Below are 21,209 nucleotides of genomic sequence, written 5' to 3'. Positions count from 1 at the left end.
GTTGCATCCCCCAAATCCTTACAATAAAATGCGCGACGCTTAGATGTCTGTCGTCTATTTGCCGAGCAAAAGCGATAAAAACAACGGGTGCAAGCAGAATTACCGTTGTGACAATCTGGTATTTGGAGGGGTTCCCGAGCGGCCAAAGGGATCAGACTGTAAATCTGACGGCTCTGCCTTCGAAGGTTCGAATCCTTCTCCCTCCACCATATTTCTCTGCGGTTTGAGTTCTTTGGGTTAGAGAAATGCGGGCATCGTATAATGGCTATTACCTCAGCCTTCCAAGCTGATGATGCGGGTTCGATTCCCGCTGCCCGCTCCAAGATGCTGATATGGCTCAGGCGATACCAAGAGCTACACCCTCGGGTGAGGTCGGCAGTCGAATCTGCCTGTCAGCACCAACCTCTCTTCCCCACCAGATTCAAATCCATCATATAAACTGTTCTGTGGTTAGCTTGCCACCGCGTACTCAGCGTTAGTTTAGAGGGACGATCATGTCTAAAGAAAAATTTGAGCGTAGTAAACCGCACGTTAACGTGGGTACCATCGGCCACGTTGACCACGGTAAAACCACCCTGACTGCTGCTATCACCAACGTGCTGGCCAAGCACTTCGGTGGTAAAGCTTTCGCCTTCGACCAGATCGACAAGGCACCGGAAGAGCGTGAGCGTGGTATCACCATCAACACCTCCCACGTAGAATACGACACCGCTACCCGTCACTACGCTCACGTAGACTGCCCGGGTCACGCCGACTACGTTAAAAACATGATCACCGGTGCTGCCCAGATGGACGGCGCAATCCTGGTAGTAGCTGCGACTGACGGCCCGATGCCGCAGACCCGTGAGCACATCCTGCTGGGTCGTCAGGTTGGCGTTCCGTACATCATCGTGTTCATGAACAAGTGCGACATGGTTGATGACGAAGAGCTGCTGGAACTGGTCGAGATGGAAGTTCGCGAGCTGCTGTCCGAGTACGACTTCCCGGGTGATGACCTGCCGGTAGTCCGTGGTTCCGCACTGAAAGCGCTGGAAGGCGAAGCTCAGTGGGAAGAGAAGATCATCGAGCTGGCCGGTCACCTGGATTCCTACATCCCGGAGCCGGAGCGCGCGATTGACCAGCCGTTCCTGATGCCTATCGAAGACGTATTCTCCATCGCTGGCCGTGGTACCGTAGTAACTGGTCGTGTAGAGCGCGGTATCGTTAAAGTAGGTGAAGAAGTGGAAATCGTGGGTATCAAAGATACCACCAAGACCACCTGTACCGGTGTTGAGATGTTCCGCAAGCTGCTGGACGAAGGTCGTGCAGGCGAGAACATCGGTGCACTGCTGCGTGGCGTGAAGCGTGAAGACGTAGAGCGTGGTCAGGTACTGGCCAAGCCGGGCACCATCAAGCCGCACACCAAGTTCGAATCTGAAGTGTACGTACTGTCCAAAGAAGAAGGTGGTCGTCACACCCCGTTCTTCAAAGGGTACCGTCCGCAGTTCTACTTCCGTACTACCGACGTGACCGGTACCATCGAACTGCCGGAAGGCGTAGAGATGGTCATGCCGGGCGACAACATCAAGATGGTTGTTACCCTGATTGCGCCGATCGCGATGGACGACGGCCTGCGTTTCGCCATCCGTGAAGGTGGCCGTACCGTAGGTGCGGGTGTTGTAGCTAAAGTTATCGCTTAATCTTTGGCTTACATAAATAAAGCAAAGCCCCTATAATAGGGGCTTTCTTATGCAGGGGCGTAGTTCGAATTGGTAGAACAGCGGTCTCCAAAACCGATGGTTGCGGGTTCGAGTCCTGCCGCCCCTGCCATATACCTCGTCTCGTACGGGGCTTTTGTGTCTTTGGTTACGTCAGATACAGGTGGGTTGTATGAGTGTTAGTTCTGAGAGCCAGGGCGGAAGCAAGGATACCCTGCTTTGGGGCCTGGTTTTCATTATCCTGGCGGCCGCTGTAGTGGGTAATTATCTGCTGAGTGATGTCATGGTTGCCGTCCGCGCCCTGGGTGTGGTCGTTGTGATTGCTGCTGCTGGTGCAGTGGCCCTGCAAACCACCAAGGGAAAGGCAACACTGGCATTCGCCCGTGAGTCTCGCCTGGAAGTCCGCAAGGTCGTATGGCCGACCCGTCAGGAAGCCATTCAGACAACCCTGATTGTGCTGGCGGTGACTGCCGTGATGGGCCTGTTGCTGTTCGTTCTGGACGGTGCCTTGGTCTGGTTGGTCAACCTGATTACCGGTGTGTAAGGATAAGCCATGACTGAACAACGTGAACAACGTATGAGATGGTATGTCGTGCAGGCATTTTCCGGCTATGAAGGCCGTGTTGCCAAGTCTCTGCGTGAACATATCAAGATGCATGGCATGGAAGACATGTTCGGTGAAGTACTGGTCCCGACCGAAGAAGTGGTCGAGATGCGTGCCGGCCAGAAGCGCAAGAGTGAGCGCAAATTTTTCCCGGGTTATGTCCTGGTCCAGATGATCATGGATGAAACCACGTGGCACCTGGTACGCAATGTACCGCGCGTCATGGGCTTCATCGGCGGTACTTCCGACCGCCCGGCGCCGATCTCCGACAAAGAGGCCGATGCCATTCTGAATCGTCTGCAGGATGCCCACGACAAGCCGCGTCCGAAAACCCTGTTTGAACCGGGTGAGATGGTACGGGTTGCTGATGGTCCGTTTGCCGACTTCAACGGCACCGTTGAAGAGGTGGATTACGAGAAGAGCCGCGTGAAGGTCTCCGTACTGATCTTCGGTCGTTCTACTCCGGTTGAACTGGATTTTGGTCAGGTCGAAAAAGGCTGATCGAATTCTGTACGTTTAACGGTTGTCAGGGGCAGCGAATATCTCTATAATTCGCTGCCCCTTTATTAGTTGGGGAGCCGTTTGCAGGAGCATGTCTCCGAGGCGCTAGAACCCATATTTGAGGTAATTTCCTAATGGCTAAGAAAGTCACAGCTTATATCAAGCTGCAGGTTGCTGCTGGTGCAGCCAACCCGTCTCCTCCCGTTGGTCCTGCACTGGGTCAACACGGTGTTAACATCATGGAATTCTGTAAGGCGTTCAACGCCCGTACAGAGAAGCTGGAAAAAGGTTCACCGACTCCGGTCGTGATCACCGTTTACAGCGACCGTTCCTTCACCTTCGAAACCAAGACTCCGCCCGCTTCCTTCCTGCTGAAGAAAGCTGCTGGCATCAAGTCTGGTTCTGCCAAGCCGAACAAAGACAAGGTTGGTAAGGTGACCGTTGCTCAGCTGCAAGAAATCGCCAAGACCAAAGAGCCGGATATGACCGGTGCCGATCTGGATGCAAAAGTACGTTGCATCGCCGGCTCCGCTCGTTCCATGGGTCTGGTAGTGGAGGATTAAGACAATGGCTAAACTTTCCAAGCGTATGCGCGTTATTCGCGAAAAAGTTGACGGTACCAAAGAGTACTCCATCAACGAAGCCATTGCCCTGCTGAAAGAACTGGCTACCGCCAAGTTCGTTGAAAGCGTTGACGTTGCTGTCAACCTGGGTATCGACGCTCGTAAATCCGACCAGAACGTACGTGGTGCAACTGTACTGCCTCACGGTACCGGTCGTGACGTTCGCGTTGCCGTATTTACCCAAGGTGCCAACGCCGAAGCTGCCAAAGCTGCCGGTGCTGACCTGGTAGGTATGGATGACCTGGCCGAGCTGGTCAAAAAAGGCGAGATGAACTTCGACGTCGTTATCGCATCCCCAGATGCCATGCGCGTTGTTGGTCAGCTGGGTCAAATCCTGGGCCCGCGTGGTCTGATGCCGAACCCGAAGGTTGGTACTGTAACTCCGAACGTTGCCGAAGCCGTCAAGAACGCCAAGGCTGGTCAGGTTCGTTACCGTAACGACAAGAATGGTATCATCCATACCACTCTGGGTAAGGTTTCTTTCAACGAAGTTCAGCTGAAAGAAAACTTGGAAGCTCTGCTGGTTGCCCTGAAAAAAGGCAAACCCTCTTCCGCCAAAGGTCAATTCATCAAGAAAGTCAGCATCTCCACCACCATGGGTGCCGGTGTTGCCGTAGACCAAGCTTCTCTGGAAGCTCAGGCCTAATTGATGGGTTTTACAAGGCGCAAAATTTAATCTATAATTTTGCGCCTTGATTGGTTGGGGGTTTCGACCTCCGTCCAAGACCGCAGGAGGCTGCAAAGCCTTAATGTTTCCTGCGTAGACGGTGCCGGAAACCCAGCGAGAAAGATTCTTTCTCTTCTGGAATCCTGCTACCGCATCGTTCCCCTCTGTTGTTAAAGGTAGGGGGGATGTGTCAGTACTGGGTCTACAGACCCGGATTCAATCCAGGAGTTAAGCCAATGGCATTGGGACTCGAAGACAAAAAGGCAATTGTTGCTGAAGTCAACGAAGCTGCCAAAGGCGCCCTGTCCGCAGTTGTAGCCGATTCTCGCGGTGTGACTGTAGACAAGATGACCGTCCTGCGTAAGACCGCTCGTGAAGCTGGTGTGTACATGCGCGTTGTGCGTAACACCCTGCTGCGTCGCGCGGTTGAAGGTACCGAATACGAGTGCCTGAACGACGCATTTACCGGTCCTACCTTGATTGCTTTCTCCAACGAACACCCGGGCGCTGCCGCTCGTCTGTTCAAAGAGTTTGCCAAAGCGAACCAAAAGTTCGAAATCAAGGCTGGCGCTTTTAACGGTGAGTTTATCGCCGCAGCACAAATTGATCGTCTGGCCACGCTGCCGACCTACGAAGAAGCAATTGCGAAGTTGATGGCTACCATGAAGGAAGCCTCTGCTGGCAAGCTGGTTCGTACTATCGCTGCTGTTCGCGACCAGAAACAAGCTGCTGCTTGATTCTCGCCTATCTAGGCTGTTTGAGTTTATTCAACATCAGGAATTTTTGTCATGTCTATCACTAAAGACCAAATCATCGAAGCCGTTGCTTCCATGTCCGTAATGGAAGTTGTTGAGCTGATCGAAGCTATGGAAGAGAAGTTCGGTGTTTCTGCCGCTGCTGCCGTAATGGCTGGCCCGGCTGCTGCTGAAGCAGTAGAAGAGAAGACCGAGTTCGACGTAGTTCTGACTGCTGCCGGTGCTAACAAAGTTGCCGTTATCAAAGCCGTTCGTGGCGCCACCGGTCTGGGCCTGAAAGAAGCCAAGGACCTGGTAGAAGCTGCTCCGGCTAACCTGAAAGAAGGCATCTCCAAAGACGAAGCTGAAGCTCTGAAGAAAGAGCTGGAAGCTGCCGGTGCTTCTGTTGAGATCAAATAATCTGCATTTATGTAGATTAGCCTGATAAAACAGGCTAGGGCTGGTGAATTTTTGTTCACCAGCCTTTTTGCGCTGTAGACTGAGAGCATTTCACACCGTTTACGACTCTCGGTGCACCAGCAATCCGGACTGTTTTCTTTCGTCCGGGCCAACACAAAACGGTGTTGAGACAGAGCTGTCCCGCGGGACAGAGTGGGTCACTTATCAGCGAGCTGAGGAACCCTATGGTTTACTCTTATACCGAAAAAAAACGCATTCGTAAGGACTTCGGTAAGCGAGACCAGGTACTGGACACGCCTTATCTGTTGTCCATTCAGCTGGACTCCTTCAAGCAGTTCATCGAGGCTGACCCGGAAGGTGAATATGGCCTAGAGGCCGCTTTCCGTAGCGTTTTCCCGATCACCAGTTACTCCGGTAGTGCTGAGCTTCAGTATGTCAGCTATCGCCTGGGTGAGCCGGTATTTGACGTAAAAGAATGCCAGATCCGTGGAGTGACCTACTCCGCGCCGCTGCGTGTCAAGCTTCGTATGGTTCTGTACGACCGTGAAGCAGCTGCCGGCACCGTCAAAGACATCAAGGAACAAGAAGTATACATGGGCGAAATTCCGCTCATGACCGAGAACGGCACCTTTGTTATCAACGGTACCGAGCGGGTAATCGTCTCCCAGCTGCATCGTAGCCCGGGCGTCTTCTTCGACCACGATAAAGGCAAAACACATTCATCCGGTAAGGTGCTCTATAACGCTCGCGTTATCCCCTACCGTGGCTCCTGGCTGGACTTCGAGTTCGATGCGAAAGACAACCTGTTTGTCCGTATCGACCGTCGTCGTAAACTGCCGGCATCCATTATTCTGCGCGCCCTGGACTTCAGTTCCGAAGAAATCCTGGCCACCTTCTTCGAGACCATCGGTTTCGAAGTGAAAGATGGCAAGTTGATGATGGATCTGGTGCCTGAGCGCCTGCGTGGTGAAACTGCGACCTTTGACATCGTGGCCAATGGCGCCGTGGTGGTTGAAACCGGTCGTCGTGTGACCGCGCGTCACATCCGCCAGTTGGAAAAAGATTCCGTCACCCAGATCGAAGTGCCGGTTGAGTATGTTGTTGGCAAAGTTGCTGCCAAGGACTACGCACATCCGCAGACTGGCGAGCTGGTTGTCGCTGCCAACCAGGCCCTGAGCCTGGAAGCCATCGCCAACCTGTCCCAGGCCGGCTTCAAGCATTTCGAGGTTCTGTTCACCAACGAACTGGACCACGGTGCCTATATGTCCGAGACCCTGCGCATCGACTCCAGCACCAACCGTCTGGAAGCGCTGGTAGAGATCTACCGCATGATGCGTCCGGGCGAGCCGCCCACCCGCGAGGCCGCTGAGCAGCTGTTCGAGAACCTGTTCTTCTCCGCCGAGCGTTACGACCTGTCCACCGTTGGTCGCATGAAGTTCAACCGTCGCCTGGGTCGTGAAGACGAAACCGGCGTGGGTGTGCTGACCAAGGACGACATCGTCGAGGTGATGAAGCGCCTGATCGACATCCGTAACGGCAACGATGAAGTGGACGATATCGACCACCTGGGTAACCGTCGTATCCGTTCCGTCGGCGAAATGGCTGAAAACCAGTTCCGTGTCGGTCTGGTGCGTGTCGAGCGTGCGGTCAAGGAGCGTCTCTCCCTGGGCGACCTGGACACCCTGATGCCGCAGGATCTGATCAACGCCAAGCCGATTTCCGCCGCAGTCAAAGAGTTCTTTGGTTCCAGCCAGCTGTCCCAGTTCATGGACCAGAACAACCCGCTGTCCGAAGTGACCCACAAGCGCCGTATCTCCGCGCTGGGCCCGGGCGGTTTGACTCGTGAGCGCGCCGGCTTTGAAGTCCGAGACGTACACCCGACCCACTACGGTCGTCTGTGCCCGATCGAGACTCCTGAAGGTCCGAACATCGGTCTGATCAACTCCCTGTCCGTGTACTCTCGTACCAACGAGTACGGTTTCCTCGAGACTCCGTACCGCAAGGTCATTGACGGTGTGATCACCGACGAAGTGGACTACCTGTCTGCTATTGAAGAAGGCAAGTACGTGATCGCACAGGCTAACGCCGCGACCACCGAAGATGGCCGTCTGAAAGATGAATTGATCCCGTGCCGTCACAAAGGTGAATCCACCTTTATGAACGCCGACCAGATCCAGTATATGGACGTGAGCCCGCAGCAGATCGTATCTGTGGCAGCGGCCCTGATCCCGTTCCTGGAACACGATGACGCGAACCGCGCATTGATGGGTTCAAACATGCAACGTCAGGCTGTACCGACCCTGCGTGCTGACAAGCCGCTGGTAGGTACCGGTATGGAACGCGCTGTGGCCGTTGACTCCGGTGTAACCGTAGTCGCCAAGCGTGGCGGTATGATCGACTATGTCGATGCCTCCCGTATCGTTATCAAGGTAAATGAAGATGAGCTGTTGCCAGGCGAAGCCGGCATCGACATCTACAACCTGACCAAATACACCCGTTCCAACCAGAACACCTGTATCAACCAGCGTCCTTGCGTGATGTTGGGTGAGCCGGTGATGGCTGGCGACGTACTGGCTGACGGCCCGTCCACCGACTTGGGTGAGCTGGCGCTCGGTCAGAATATGCGCGTCGCGTTCATGCCGTGGAACGGTTACAACTTCGAAGACTCGATCCTGGTGAACGAGCGTGTTGTTCAGGAAGATCGCCTGACCACCATCCACATCCAGGAACTGGCCTGTATCTCCCGTGACACCAAACTGGGTCCGGAAGAGATCACTGCCGACATCCCGAACGTGGGTGAAGCCGCGCTGTCCAAGCTGGACGAGTCCGGTATCGTCTACGTGGGTGCCGAAGTGAAGGGCGGCGACATCCTGGTTGGTAAGGTGACCCCGAAAGGTGAAACCCAGCTGACTCCGGAAGAGAAGCTGCTGCGCGCCATCTTCGGTGAGAAGGCCTCCGATGTGAAGGACTCCTCCCTGCGTGTGCCGAACGGTGTGTACGGTACCGTGGTTGACGTGCAAGTCTTTACCCGCGATGGCGTGGAAAAAGACAAGCGCGCCAAAGAAATCGAAGAGATGCAGCTGAAGGAAGCGAAGAAGGACTTGACCGAAGAGTTCAAGATCCTGGAAGACGGCATTTTCGGCCGCTCCCGCAACCTGCTGCTGGCCGCCGGTTACAGCGAAGATCGTCTGAACAAGCTGGAGCGTTCCAAGTGGTTTGAACTGGCCATCGAAGATGAAGCCAAGCAGACCGAACTGGAGCAGATCGCTGAGCAGCACGTTGAGCTGAAAGCCGAGTTCGACAAGAAGTTCGAGAACAAGCGTCGCAAGATTATCCAGGGTGATGATCTGGCGCCGGGCGTACTGAAAATCGTCAAGGTTTATCTGGCAGTCAAGCGTCGCATCCAACCGGGTGACAAGATGGCGGGCCGTCACGGTAACAAGGGTGTTATCTCCAAGATCTGCCCGGTCGAGGATATGCCTCATGACGAATTCGGCCGTCCGGTCGACATCGTACTGAACCCGTTGGGTGTACCGTCTCGTATGAACATCGGTCAGATCCTCGAAGTTCACCTGGGCCTGGCGGCCAAGGGGATCGGCGAGAAGATCGACCGCATGGTCAAAGAGCAGCGTGAGCTGCACGAGATGCGCAACTTCCTGCAACAGGTCTATGACCTGGGCGAGAAGGACTCCCAGCAAGTGAACATCGCCGAGCTGTCCGACGACGACGTGCGTACCCTGGTGGGTAACCTGCGTAAGGGTCTGCCGGTTGCTACGCCGGTCTTTGATGGTGCCAAAGAGCGCGAAATCAAGGCCCTGCTGAAGCTGGCCGATCTGCCGGAATCCGGTCAGATTGATCTGTTCGATGGCCGCACTGGTAACCGCTTCGAGCGTAAGGTAACCGTAGGTTACATGTACATGCTGAAGCTGAACCACTTGGTCGACGACAAGATGCACGCGCGTTCTACCGGTTCTTACAGCCTGGTTACCCAGCAGCCGCTGGGTGGTAAGGCTCAGTTCGGTGGTCAGCGTTTCGGTGAGATGGAAGTGTGGGCCCTGGAGGCTTACGGTGCGGCATATACCCTGCAGGAGATGCTGACCGTCAAGTCTGACGATGTGAATGGCCGTACCAAGATGTACAAGAACATCGTGGATGGCGACCACCGTATGGAGCCGGGCATGCCCGAATCCTTCAACGTATTGCTGAAGGAAATCCGCTCTCTGGGTATCAACATCGAGCTGGACGAAGAGTAAGAGCTCGCTCTTATTGTTCGAGAATTGACGTGGGCGCCCCGCTGTTTTGGCAGCTGGGGCGCCGAGGTTAGACTCCTGACAGGGGAAACACGTGAAAGACTTACTCAAGTTTTTGAAGGCTCAGACCAAGACCGAAGAGTTTGACAGTATCAAGATCGGTCTGGCCTCTCCTGACATGATCCGCTCCTGGTCATTCGGTGAGGTCAAAAAGCCTGAGACCATCAACTACCGGACTTTCAAGCCGGAGCGTGATGGTTTGTTCTGCGCCCGTATCTTCGGACCGGTGAAGGACTACGAGTGTCTGTGCGGCAAGTACAAGCGCCTGAAACACCGTGGTGTGATCTGTGAGAAGTGCGGCGTTGAAGTGACCCAGACCAAGGTCCGTCGTGAGCGTATGGGCCACATCGAGCTGGCTAGCCCGACTGCCCACATCTGGTTCCTGAAGTCTCTGCCGTCCCGTATCGGTCTGCTGCTGGACATGACCCTGCGCGACATTGAGCGCGTGCTCTACTTCGAATCTTTCGTGGTAATCGAGCCGGGCATGACCAACCTCGAACGCAGCCAGATGCTCTCCGAAGAGCAGTACCTGGATGCGCTGGAAGAGTGGGGCGACGAATTTGACGCCAAGATGGGTGCCGAAGCAATCCTGGCATTGCTGCGTGCCATCGATCTGGAAGGTGAAGTCAAGACCATGCGCGAGGAGCTGGATCAGACCAACTCCGAGACCAAGCGCAAGAAGACCACCAAGCGTCTGAAGCTGATGGAAGCCTTCCTGCAGTCCGGCAACAAGCCGGAGTGGATGATCATGACAGTGCTGCCCGTGCTGCCGCCGGACCTGCGTCCGCTGGTACCGCTGGACGGCGGCCGTTTCGCGACCTCCGATCTGAACGATCTGTACCGTCGCGTGATCAACCGTAACAACCGCTTGAAGCGTCTGCTGGATCTGGCTGCGCCGGACATCATCGTGCGCAACGAAAAGCGCATGCTGCAAGAGTCTGTCGATGCCCTGCTGGACAACGGCCGTCGTGGCCGCGCCATCACCGGTTCCAACAAGCGCCCGCTGAAATCCTTGGCCGACATGATCAAGGGTAAGCAAGGTCGTTTCCGTCAGAACCTGCTCGGTAAGCGTGTCGACTACTCTGGTCGTTCCGTTATCACCGTAGGTCCGACCCTGCGCCTGCATCAGTGTGGTCTGCCTAAGAAGATGGCGCTGGAACTGTTCAAGCCGTTCATCTATGGCAAGCTGGAAACCCGCGGCCTGGCAACCACCATCAAGGCTGCCAAGAAGATGGTTGAACGCGAAGAAGCTGTCGTTTGGGATATCCTGGACGAAGTGATCCGCGAACACCCGGTCCTGCTGAACCGTGCACCGACCCTGCACCGTCTGGGTATCCAGGCATTCGAACCGACTCTGGTCGAAGGCAAGGCAATCCAGCTGCACCCGCTCGTTTGTGCTGCGTATAACGCGGACTTCGACGGTGACCAGATGGCTGTTCACGTACCGCTGACCCTGGAAGCCCAGCTGGAAGCGCGTGCGCTGATGATGTCTACCAACAACATCCTGTCACCTGCCTCCGGTGAACCGATCATCGTTCCTTCTCAGGACGTGGTCTTGGGTCTGTACTACATGACCCGTGCCCGTATCAACGCCAAGGGCGAAGGTATGGTGCTGTCCGGTCCGAAAGAGGCCGAGAAGGTTTACCGTGCCGGCCTGGCTGACCTGCATGCGCGCGTCAAGTGCCGCATCACCGAGTACGTGAAGAACGAAGCCGGTGAACTGGTTGCCAAGACCGAAATGAAGAACACCACCGTTGGTCGTGCGATCCTGAGCCTGATCCTGCCGAAAGGCATGGAATACGCCCTGATTGACGAGCCGAAGGTGCTGAGCGCTGCCGAGCAAGCCGATCTGGACGCCAATCCGCAAAACTGGATCAAGTGCGTATCCAACAAGGCGCTGGGCAAGAAGCTGATCTCTCGTCTGCTGAACACCTGCTATCGCAAGCAGGGCCTGAAGGACACCGTTATCTTCGCTGACCAGCTGATGTATACCGGTTTCCACTATGCGGCCCTGTCCGGTGCGTCCGTTGGTATCGATGACATGGTCATCCCGGATGCCAAGAAAGACATCATCGCCGCAGCCGAAGCCGAAGTTGCCGAGATCCAGGATCAGTTCCTGTCCGGTCTGGTGACTGCGGGCGAACGCTACAACAAGGTTATCGATATCTGGGCCAGCGCCAACGAGCGCGTCTCCAAGGCCATGATGGAGAACTTGTCCAAAGAGCGTAACGTCAACTCGCTGGGTGACGAAGAAGAACAGGCCTCGTTCAACAGCATCTTTATGATGGCCGACTCTGGTGCGCGGGGTTCCGCAGCCCAGATCCGTCAGCTGGCCGGTATGCGTGGCCTGATGGCCAAGCCGGATGGCTCCATCATCGAGACCCCGATCATCGCGAACTTCCGTGAAGGTCTGAACGTACTGCAGTACTTTATCTCCACTCACGGTGCTCGTAAGGGTCTGGCGGATACCGCACTGAAGACCGCGAACTCCGGTTACCTGACTCGTCGTCTGGTAGACGTGGCGCAGGACATGGTGATCACCGAGGACGATTGCGGCACTACCGACGGTCTGTGGATGACTCCGCTGATCGAGGGTGGCGACGTAGTCGAGCCGCTGCGTGAGCGCGTGCTGGGTCGTGTGGTGGCGGAAGACGTCATCAAGCCGGGTACCGAGGACGAGATCCTGGTGGCTCGCAACACCCTGCTCGACGAGCAGCTGTGTGACCTGCTGGAGCGTAACTCCGTTGACCGTGTGAAGGTACGTTCTGCCATCACTTGTGAGACCGACTTCGGTAACTGTGCCCACTGCTATGGTCGCGACCTGGCCCGTGGTCACTTGGTTAACAAGGGTGAGGCTGTCGGTGTTATCGCCGCCCAGTCCATCGGTGAACCGGGTACCCAGCTGACCATGCGTACCTTCCACATCGGTGGTGCCGCATCTCGTGCCGCAGCAGAAAGCAGCATCCAGGTGAAGAACACCGGTAGCATCAAGCTGCAGAACGCCAAGTTCGTTCACAACAGCGAAGACAAACTGGTTATCACCTCTCGTTCAACCGAACTGACCATCATGGACGACATGGGCCGTACCAAGGAAAGCCACAAGCTGCCTTACGGTGCCGTGCTGGAAGTGAAGGACGGTCAGGCCGTGAACGCTGGCGATACCGTTGCCAACTGGGATCCGCACACTCACCCGATCATCACCGAAGTGGCAGGTCGTCTGCACTTCGAACACATGATCGACGGCGTGACCATCACTCGTCAGACCGACGAGCTGACCGGTCTCTCCTCTATCGTCGTGCTGGACGTCAACGAGCGTCCGAGCGCCGGTAAAGAGATGCGTCCGACCGTGAAACTGGTCGACCTGAACGGCAATGATGTGATGATCCCGGGTACCGATGTAGCCGCCCAGTACTTCCTGCCGGGCAAGGCGATCGTGAACCTGGAAGATGGTGCCAACGTGGGTGTGGGTGACGCGGTTGCGCGTATCCCGCAGGAATCCGGCGGTACCAAGGACATCACCGGTGGTCTGCCGCGCGTTGCGGATCTGTTCGAAGCACGTCAACCGAAAGAGCCGGCTATCCTGGCCGAAATCTCCGGTACCATCTCCTTCGGTAAAGAGACCAAGGGCAAGCGCCGTCTGGTCATCACCCCGACCGATGGTGGCAACGTCTACGAGGAGATGATTCCGAAGTGGCGTAACCTGAACGTGTTCGAAGGTGAAAAAGTTGAGAAGGGTGAAGTACTGGCGGACGGTCCCGAGTCTGCTCACGACATCCTGCGTCTGCGCGGTATCAGCCCGGTCGCCAACTACATCGCCAACGAAGTGCAGGACGTTTACCGTCTGCAGGGCGTTAAGATCAACGACAAGCACATCGAAGTCATCGTTCGTCAGATGCTGCGCAAGTGCGAGATCCTGACTGCTGGCGACACCGACCTGATCGAAGGCGAACAGGTTGAAGTGGCTCGCGTGAAGATTGCCAACCGTAAGCTGGTTGCCGAGGGCAAGACCCCTGCGACCTACCGTCACGTGCTGATGGGTATTACCAAGGCGTCTCTGAGCACTGAGTCCTTCATCTCCGCGGCTTCCTTCCAGGAAACCACTCGCGTTCTGACCGAAGCCGCCGTAGGTGGCAAGCGTGACGAACTGCGTGGTCTGAAAGAGAACGTCATTGTGGGTCGTCTGATCCCGGCCGGTACCGGTTTTGCGTACCACCATGGCCGGATCAACCAGCGTGCTGCCGCAGCTCGTGCTGTTGGCACCCCGCAGGTGACCGCTGATGAGGCTCAACAGAACTTGGCGGATCTGCTGAACGCAGCCGGTAGCTTCGACGAAGAGTAATCTCTTCTCCATGATTAAAAAGGGCTCCTTCAGGGAGCCCTTTTTGTTGGTGTTTTCCTCGTCAAAGTCAGGTCTGGCACGGTTTTCAGGATGATCCAGAGCAAAGTTGTAGAGTAAAAAATCAAAAAAAGTTGACTTTAATGCCCTGCAATTTAAAACTCGGAAAAGTTGAACGGTTATTACAGGGGTAGAACATGACTGTCGGTATCGAGGAGGCCATGCTTCCCGAAGAACAGCTGATCAGCCGCACTTTTACAGATGAAGACAGGGAATTGTTGCGCTCATATGACGGGCTCATCGATGGCTTGGCCGAGTTGTTCGGCAAGCATTGTGAAGTGGTGCTTCACTCCCTGGAGAATCTGCATGAGTCAGTGATCAAGATCGCCAACGGATTCAATACCGGACGCTCCCTGGGGGCGCCCATCACCGATCTGGCCTTGCGTATGCTCAAGGATATCGAGAGCACGGGGCAAGATTACACGCATAGCTATTTTGCTCGCAGCCGCACCGGTGCCCTGATGAAGTCGAGCACCATCGCTATCCGGAACAGCGAGCGGCAGGTGATCGGCCTTATCTGCATCAATCTGCACATCAATGCCCCCTTCCACGAGTTCGTGGCCGAATTTTTCCCGACGCCGCAGCAGGTTGCGCGTCAGTCTCCCGAGACATTTGCCAACAGCGTCGAGGAGCTGGTTGCCCAGACGGTGGACAATACCATCGATGAAATCAACCGCGATCCGACCGTGGCCAACAATGCCAAGAACCGGTTTATCGTGACCCAGTTGTTCGAGAAAGGAATTTTCGACATCAAGGATTCGATCAACCTGGTGGCGGACAAACTGAATATTTCCAAACATACCGTTTATCTCTACATCCGGCAGCGCAAGCAGGGTGAAGACGAAAACGAATAATCATTCCAGAAGGGGATACATGAATGGCTAAAGAAGTTATTGCAACCGACAAGGCACCCGCTGCGATTGGTCCGTATGTTCAGGCGACCAAGGTGGGTGAGATGATCTTTACTTCAGGACAGATCCCGCTTGATCCGGCTACCATGGAGATTGTCGAAGGCGGTATCGAAGCCCAGGCTGAGCAGGTAATGAAGAATCTGGTTGCCGTGCTGAAAGCGGCTGGCGCTGATGCCGGCAAGGTGGTGAAGACCACCTGCTTCCTGAGCGACATGAATAACTTCGTGGCCTTCAACCAGGTTTATGCCCGTTACTTTGGCGACGCAGCTCCGGCACGCTCCTGTGTGGAAGTTGCCCGTCTGCCGAAGGATGTGCTGGTTGAAGTGGAAGCCATTGCCCACCTCTGATCGCTCTGGTTGAACAAGCCCCTCCTGGCAGGGGCTTTTTTGTTTTTGGCGTACAATGGACAGGCATCAGCACAGGAGCCTGATATGAGTTTGAGTTTTGCCCTCCTGGTGACCGGACCTGCCTATGGTACCCAGTCTGCCAGTACCGCCTATCGTTTTGCCCGTAGCCTGTTGGCGCAGGGGCATACCCTTTCCCATCTGTTTTTCTATCAGGACGGTGTCTACAACGGCAACGGCCTCCATGCGCCCGCTTCCGATGAAACGGATCTGGTGCGTCTGTGGCGAGAGTTGGCGATAGAGCAGGGGATCCGGATCGATGTCTGTGTCGCCGCCGCCATGCGCCGTGGCGTACTCGATGAACAGGAGGCCAAGGGGGTTGGACATGATCACTTCAATCTGCAGGCCCCCTTCTGCCTGAGCGGTCTGGGGCAGCTGGCCGAGGCGACCTTGACGGCCGATCGGCTGGTCCAGTTCTAGGAGAGGGTCATGACCAAAAAAATTGCATTTATCTGCCGCCGTGGGCCTCATGGCTATGCGGCCGGGCGAGAGGGACTGGATGCCCTGCTGGCCACGTCGGCGCTTACCGAATCAGTGGCACTCTTTCTGATCGGTGACGGCGTGCTGCAACTGGTCAAGGAGCAGCAACCTGCCGCTATTCTGCAGCGTCACTATGCACCGACCTTCAAGATGCTGGAACTCTACGATATCGAGGAGGTCTATGTCTGTGCTGACTCACTGGCCGAGCGCGGGCTGACCCTCGATGATCTGCTCATTCAGGTCGAGAGCATGCCACGGGAGGCATTGGCTCGCTGCTGGGCACAATGTTCGGCTCACATCAGTTTCTGAGGTCTTCATGTTGCATCTGATTATGAACTCCCCCTTCCAGAGCCAGGCGTTGGCGCAAGCGTTGGCATACTGTCAGCCGGAAGACGAGCTGGTATTGATGCAGGATGCGGTGATCGCCGCATCGGCGTCACACTGGTGTGAACAGCTGGCAGGCATACCGCTCTATGTCATGCAGGAAGACCTGCAGGCTCGCGGGTTGTCTCATCGCGTGGGGGCAGAGATCGATATGGCGGGTCTGGTCGCCTTGATTGCACAAAAAGGGTCCCCACTGACCTGGGGGGGGTGACAGGATTATTTTCAATATAATTCAGATGGTTATTATGGCTTTCGGTGGTTTGCGCTGCGCCGTCCATGCCGCGAATTGTATAAATCTTGACTCCCTAGACAACAGGGCATAAAATTTCGCGTCCCCGTATCTGCGGGGAGGATTTTTCACATGTTTATGAAGTCATTATCAGGAGCCTTTTGATGGCAACTATTAACCAGTTGGTTCGCAAGCCACGCACTAAGCTCGTTGTTAAGAGCAACGTGCCTGCGCTGGAAGCGTGCCCTCAGAAGCGTGGCGTGTGCACCCGTGTATACACCACCACCCCGAAGAAGCCTAACTCTGCACTGCGTAAAGTATGCCGTGTACGTCTGACCAACGGCTTCGAAGTCACCTCCTACATCGGCGGTGAAGGTCACAACCTGCAAGAGCACTCTGTTGTTCTGATCCGTGGCGGTCGTGTAAAAGACTTGCCTGGTGTTCGTTACCACACCGTTCGTGGTGCGCTGGACTGTGCCGGTGTTAAAGACCGTAAGCAGGCTCGCTCCAAGTACGGCGTGAAGCGTCCGAAAGCTTAATGGTTCTCCGTTAAGTAAGGCCAAACGTTAATTCGTTTCTAGTTAGATAACTTTCTAGTTTTGGGTAACCCCTGAAGTTCACGGAGAATTGAAATGCCAAGACGTCGTGTTGTTGGTCAGCGTAAAATCCTGCCGGATCCCAAGTTCGGATCAGAGCTGCTGGCTAAATTCGTCAACGTAGTAATGGTTGACGGTAAGAAATCTGTTTCCGAAGCCATCGTATACGGTGCTCTGGATATCATTGCCGCTAAATCCGGCAAAGAGCACCTGGCTGTATTTGAAGAAGCTCTGGATAACATTCGTCCGGCGGTCGAGGTTAAATCTCGTCGCGTCGGTGGTGCAACCTATCAGGTACCGGTAGAAGTTCGTCCGGTTCGTCGCAATGCTCTGGCAATGCGCTGGTTGGTTGATGCCGCTCGTAAACGTGGTGAAAAATCAATGGCTCAGCGTTTGGCTGGCGAGCTGCTGGATGCCGCTGAGAACAAGGGTTCGTCTGTCAAGAAACGTGAAGACGTTCACCGTATGGCTGAAGCGAACAAGGCCTTCGCTCACTTCCGCTGGTAATCCGCTTGCGCAGGGTCTTCTGGCTCTGCGCACCTTTAATTATCTAGGGACAAGCGCCTTAGTAAGAGGATGACAATGGCTCGTACAACCCCCATTGAGCGTTATCGTAACATCGGTATCTCCGCTCACATTGACGCCGGTAAGACTACTACTACCGAGCGTGTACTGTTTTACACCGGTGTAAGCCACAAGATCGGTGAAGTTCACGATGGCGCTGCCACCATGGACTGGATGGAACAGGAACAAGAGCGTGGTATTACCATCACCTCCGCCGCGACCACCGCTTTCTGGTCCGGTATGGGTAAACAGTTCCAACCGCACCGTATCAACATCATCGATACCCCGGGCCACGTTGACTTTACTATCGAAGTAGAGCGCTCCATGCGTGTTCTGGACGGTGCCGTAATGGTGTACTGTGCCGTAGGTGGCGTACAGCCACAGTCTGAAACCGTATGGCGTCAGGCTAACAAGTACAAGGTTCCCCGTATCGCGTTCGTCAACAAGATGGACCGTACCGGTGCCAACTTCCTGCGTTGCGTTGAGCACATCAAGACCCGTCTGAAAGGCACTCCGGTTCCTCTGCAGCTGAACATCGGCTCCGAAGAGAACTTCAAGGGTGTTATCGACCTGGTCAAGATGAAGGCCATCAACTGGAACGAAGCTGACCAAGGCGTTTCCTTCGACTACGAAGACGTCCCGGCCGAGCTGCTGGAACAAGCGCAAGAAATGCGCATGAACCTGGTTGAAGCTGCTGCAGAAGCCTCTGAAGACTTGATGGAAAAATACCTGGGCGGCGAAGAGCTGACCGAGGAAGAGATCAAGCAAGCTCTGCGTCAACGTGTGCTGAACAACGAAATCATCCTGGTAACCTGTGGCTCCGCGTTCAAGAACAAGGGCGTACAGGCAATGCTGGATGCGGTTGTTGAGTACCTGCCTGCTCCGACCGACGTTGCTGCTATCGACGGCCTGAAAATGGACGGCGAAACCAAAGACGTACGTCACGCTTCTGACGACGAGCCGTTCTCTGCTCTGGCGTTCAAGATCGCTACCGACCCGTTCGTTGGTAACCTGACCTTCTTCCGCGTGTACTCCGGTGTGGTTAACTCCGGTGACTCCGTGCTGAACTCCGTCAAGGACAAGCGCGAGCGTTTCGGCCGTATCGTTCAGATGCACGCCAACAAGCGTGAAGAGATCAAAGAAGTTCGCGCAGGCGATATCGCTGCTGCCATCGGTCTGAAAGACGTGACCACTGGTGACACCCTGTGTGACGAAAAAGCGCCGATCATCCTCGAGCGTATGGAATTCCCTGAGCCGGTAATCTCCATCGCGGTTGAGCCGAAAACCAAGGCTGACCAAGAGAAGATGGGCTTGGCACTGGGCCGTCTGGCTCAGGAAGACCCGTCCTTCCGCGTATGGACCGACGAAGAATCTGGCCAAACCATCATCGCCGGTATGGGCGAGCTGCACCTGGACATCATCGTTGACCGTATGCGTCGCGAGTTCAAGGTTGAAGCCAACGTAGGTAAGCCGCAGGTTGCCTACCGTGAAACCATCCGCAACACCGTTAAAGACGTTGAAGGCAAGCATGCCAAGCAGTCTGGTGGTCGTGGTCAGTACGGTCACGTTGTGATCGACATGTACCCGCTGGAAGAAGGCAAAGGCTACGAGTTCGTTAACGACATCAAAGGCGGTGTCATTCCTGGCGAATTCGTCCCGGGTGTCGACAAAGGCATCCAGGAGCAGCTCAAGTCTGGTCCGCTGGCTGGTTACCCGGTTATGGATCTGGGCGTGCGTCTGCACTTCGGTTCCTACCACGATGTTGACTCTTCCGAACTGGCGTTCAAGATCGCTGCTTCCATGGCCTTCAAGGCTGGCTTCATGAAAGCCAACCCGGTTCTGCTGGAACCGATCATGAAAGTAGAAGTCGAAACTCCGGAAGATTACATGGGCGACGTTATCGGTGACCTGAACCGTCGTCGTGGTCTGATCGAAGGTATGGAAGATGGCCCGTCCGGCAAGATCGTACGTGCCCTGGTGCCGCTGGCTGAAATGTTCGGCTACGCCACTGACCTGCGTTCCGCCACTCAAGGTCGTGCCTCCTACGCAATGGAATTCGGTAAGTATGCAGATGCCCCGAACAACATTGCCCAGGCTGTGATCGAAGAGCGCAAATCCAAGTAATTTAAGATTCCCCGCCTACGACGGTAGGCGGGTTTAACCTAGAAGGACTACGTCGTGTCTAAAGAAAAATTTGAGCGTTCCAAACCGCACGTAAACGTCGGCACCATCGGCCACGTTGACCACGGTAAAACCACCCTGACTGCTGCTATCACCAATGTGCTGGCCAAGCACTTCGGTGGTAAAGCTTTCGCCTTCGACCAGATCGACAAGGCACCGGAAGAGCGTGAGCGTGGTATCACCATCAACACCTCCCACGTAGAATACGACACCGCTACCCGTCACTACGCTCACGTAGACTGCCCGGGTCACGCCGACTACGTTAAAAACATGATCACCGGTGCTGCCCAGATGGACGGCGCAATCCTGGTAGTAGCTGCGACTGACGGCCCGATGCCGCAGACCCGTGAGCACATCCTGCTGGGTCGCCAGGTAGGCGTTCCGTACATCATCGTGTTCATGAACAAGTGCGACATGGTCGATGACGAAGAGCTGCTGGAACTGGTCGAGATGGAAGTTCGCGAACTGCTGTCCGAGTACGACTTCCCGGGTGATGACCTGCCGGTAGTCCGTGGTTCCGCACTGAAAGCGCTGGAAGGCGAAGCTCAGTGGGAAGAGAAGATCATCGAGCTGGCCGGTCACCTGGATTCCTACATCCCGGAGCCGGAGCGCGCGATTGACCAGCCGTTCCTGATGCCTATCGAAGACGTATTCTCCATCGCTGGCCGTGGTACCGTAGTAACCGGCCGTGTAGAGCGCGGTATCGTTAAAGTAGGTGAAGAAGTGGAAATCGTGGGTATCAAAGATACCACCAAGACCACCTGTACCGGTGTTGAGATGTTCCGCAAGCTGCTGGACGAAGGTCGTGCAGGCGAGAACATCGGTGCACTGCTGCGTGGCGTGAAGCGTGAAGACGTAGAGCGTGGTCAGGTACTGGCCAAGCCGGGCACCATCAAGCCGCACACCAAGTTCGAATCTGAAGTGTACGTACTGTCCAAAGAAGAAGGTGGTCGTCACACCCCGTTCTTCAAAGGCTACCGTCCGCAGTTCTACTTCCGTACTACCGACGTGACCGGTACCATCGAACTGCCGGAAGGCGTAGAGATGGTCATGCCGGGCGACAACATCAAGATGGTTGTTACCCTGATTGCACCGATCGCGATGGACGACGGCCTGCGTTTCGCCATCCGTGAAGGTGGCCGTACCGTAGGTGCGGGTGTTGTAGCTAAAGTTATCGCTTAATCGATACTTTATATGCACACATAAAAGGGGTGGCTTCGGCCATCCCTTTTACTTTTGGGGCTTTAAATGGCTTGTGAGATACTTTTGCGAAATCATTGATAGAGGTAGCAGCTGTGAGTAAACCCGCCATTTTTCTGGATCGCGATGGTGTCATCAACAAGGACACGGGTTATGTCAGTCAGGTTGATGACTTCCATTTTCTACCCGGGGCGATTGAGGCCATGCAATTGCTGAAGAAAAAAGGCTATTTGCTGGTCGTGGTGACTAACCAATCCGGCATCGCCCGTGGTTACTTCACTGAAGATGACTTCATGAACCTGACCGAG

General features: G+C 55.3%; 19 protein-coding genes and 4 tRNA genes (1 of these 23 cut by a window edge). All 23 read left to right on the top strand.

Annotation, left to right across the window (positions count from 1 at the left end):
• Nucleotides 1–124: 124 nt before the first annotated feature.
• Nucleotides 125–209 (top strand) — tRNA-Tyr (locus I6L37_RS02825).
• A gap of 38 nt (nt 210–247) precedes the next feature.
• A tRNA-Gly gene (locus tag I6L37_RS02820) sits at nt 248–322 on the top strand.
• A gap of 4 nt (nt 323–326) precedes the next feature.
• Nucleotides 327–401 (top strand) — tRNA-OTHER (locus tag I6L37_RS02815).
• Between the two features lie 93 nt (nt 402–494).
• Complete coding sequence (gene tuf, locus I6L37_RS02810; RefSeq protein ID WP_061476754.1) at nt 495–1,679, top strand: elongation factor Tu; 1,185 nt, start codon at nt 495–497, stop codon at nt 1,677–1,679.
• Between the two features lie 53 nt (nt 1,680–1,732).
• Nucleotides 1,733–1,809: transfer RNA gene (locus tag I6L37_RS02805), tRNA-Trp, on the top strand.
• A 60-nt stretch (nt 1,810–1,869) separates the two neighbouring features.
• The gene (gene secE, locus I6L37_RS02800; protein WP_026456245.1) at nt 1,870–2,241 is read left to right on the top strand and encodes a preprotein translocase subunit SecE; all 372 of its coding nucleotides are present in this window, start codon (nt 1,870–1,872) and stop codon (nt 2,239–2,241) included.
• 9 nt (nt 2,242–2,250) lie between these two features.
• Nucleotides 2,251–2,802: a transcription termination/antitermination protein NusG gene (nusG, locus tag I6L37_RS02795; RefSeq protein WP_005306318.1), complete on the top strand. Its 552-nt coding sequence runs from the start codon at nt 2,251–2,253 to the stop codon at nt 2,800–2,802.
• Nucleotides 2,803–2,936: 134 nt separating this feature from the next.
• The gene (gene rplK / locus I6L37_RS02790) at nt 2,937–3,365 is read left to right on the top strand and encodes a 50S ribosomal protein L11 (RefSeq protein ID WP_026456244.1); all 429 of its coding nucleotides are present in this window, start codon (nt 2,937–2,939) and stop codon (nt 3,363–3,365) included.
• Nucleotides 3,366–3,369: 4 nt separating this feature from the next.
• The gene (rplA, locus tag I6L37_RS02785; protein ID WP_026456243.1) at nt 3,370–4,071 is read left to right on the top strand and encodes a 50S ribosomal protein L1; all 702 of its coding nucleotides are present in this window, start codon (nt 3,370–3,372) and stop codon (nt 4,069–4,071) included.
• Nucleotides 4,072–4,328: 257 nt separating this feature from the next.
• Nucleotides 4,329–4,829, top strand: a complete 501-nt coding sequence (gene rplJ, locus I6L37_RS02780; protein ID WP_005339895.1) for a 50S ribosomal protein L10 — start codon at nt 4,329–4,331, stop codon at nt 4,827–4,829.
• A gap of 51 nt (nt 4,830–4,880) precedes the next feature.
• Nucleotides 4,881–5,246, top strand: a complete 366-nt coding sequence (gene rplL, locus I6L37_RS02775) for a 50S ribosomal protein L7/L12 (RefSeq protein ID WP_026456242.1) — start codon at nt 4,881–4,883, stop codon at nt 5,244–5,246.
• Between the two features lie 224 nt (nt 5,247–5,470).
• Entirely contained in the window at nt 5,471–9,499 is a 4,029-nt protein-coding gene (gene rpoB / locus I6L37_RS02770; RefSeq protein WP_042025333.1) for a DNA-directed RNA polymerase subunit beta, read from the top strand.
• A gap of 91 nt (nt 9,500–9,590) precedes the next feature.
• Nucleotides 9,591–13,895 carry a DNA-directed RNA polymerase subunit beta' gene (rpoC, locus tag I6L37_RS02765; RefSeq protein ID WP_042025334.1) on the top strand — a complete coding sequence of 1,435 codons (4,305 nt, stop codon included), beginning with the start codon at nt 9,591–9,593 and terminating at the stop codon, nt 13,893–13,895.
• A gap of 194 nt (nt 13,896–14,089) precedes the next feature.
• The gene (locus tag I6L37_RS02760) at nt 14,090–14,806 is read left to right on the top strand and encodes a transcriptional regulator (RefSeq protein WP_042025337.1); all 717 of its coding nucleotides are present in this window, start codon (nt 14,090–14,092) and stop codon (nt 14,804–14,806) included.
• Nucleotides 14,807–14,829: 23 nt separating this feature from the next.
• Nucleotides 14,830–15,210 (top strand): RidA family protein, encoded by a 381-nt coding sequence (locus I6L37_RS02755; protein WP_026456688.1) that lies wholly within the window; start codon nt 14,830–14,832, stop codon nt 15,208–15,210.
• 84 nt (nt 15,211–15,294) lie between these two features.
• The gene (tusD, locus tag I6L37_RS02750) at nt 15,295–15,687 is read left to right on the top strand and encodes a sulfurtransferase complex subunit TusD (protein ID WP_026456687.1); all 393 of its coding nucleotides are present in this window, start codon (nt 15,295–15,297) and stop codon (nt 15,685–15,687) included.
• 9 nt (nt 15,688–15,696) lie between these two features.
• Nucleotides 15,697–16,056, top strand: coding sequence for a sulfurtransferase complex subunit TusC (gene tusC, locus I6L37_RS02745; RefSeq protein ID WP_026456686.1), 360 nt, complete (start codon nt 15,697–15,699; stop codon nt 16,054–16,056).
• A gap of 7 nt (nt 16,057–16,063) precedes the next feature.
• A complete protein-coding gene (tusB, locus tag I6L37_RS02740; protein ID WP_216993219.1) occupies nt 16,064–16,342 on the top strand; it encodes a sulfurtransferase complex subunit TusB in 279 nt (92 codons plus the stop codon).
• Nucleotides 16,343–16,524: 182 nt separating this feature from the next.
• The gene (gene rpsL / locus I6L37_RS02735; protein WP_026456685.1) at nt 16,525–16,899 is read left to right on the top strand and encodes a 30S ribosomal protein S12; all 375 of its coding nucleotides are present in this window, start codon (nt 16,525–16,527) and stop codon (nt 16,897–16,899) included.
• 93 nt (nt 16,900–16,992) lie between these two features.
• A complete protein-coding gene (rpsG, locus tag I6L37_RS02730; RefSeq protein WP_026456684.1) occupies nt 16,993–17,463 on the top strand; it encodes a 30S ribosomal protein S7 in 471 nt (156 codons plus the stop codon).
• Between the two features lie 75 nt (nt 17,464–17,538).
• Entirely contained in the window at nt 17,539–19,644 is a 2,106-nt protein-coding gene (gene fusA, locus I6L37_RS02725) for an elongation factor G (protein ID WP_026456683.1), read from the top strand.
• A gap of 54 nt (nt 19,645–19,698) precedes the next feature.
• Nucleotides 19,699–20,883, top strand: coding sequence for an elongation factor Tu (tuf, locus tag I6L37_RS02720; RefSeq protein ID WP_061476754.1), 1,185 nt, complete (start codon nt 19,699–19,701; stop codon nt 20,881–20,883).
• A gap of 113 nt (nt 20,884–20,996) precedes the next feature.
• On the top strand, nt 20,997–21,209 hold the 5' end (the start) of the coding sequence (gene gmhB / locus I6L37_RS02715; protein WP_216993218.1) for a D-glycero-beta-D-manno-heptose 1,7-bisphosphate 7-phosphatase. It continues 330 nt past the right edge of the window; only the first 213 of its 543 coding nucleotides appear in the window; the start codon lies at nt 20,997–20,999; its stop codon lies beyond the right edge, outside the window.

This window comes from Aeromonas sp. FDAARGOS 1407, assembly GCF_019048725.1.
GTDB lineage: Bacteria > Pseudomonadota > Gammaproteobacteria > Enterobacterales > Aeromonadaceae > Aeromonas > Aeromonas enteropelogenes.
Note: the sequence above shows the minus strand (reverse complement) of the source record. Positions and strands in the feature narration are given on the sequence as shown.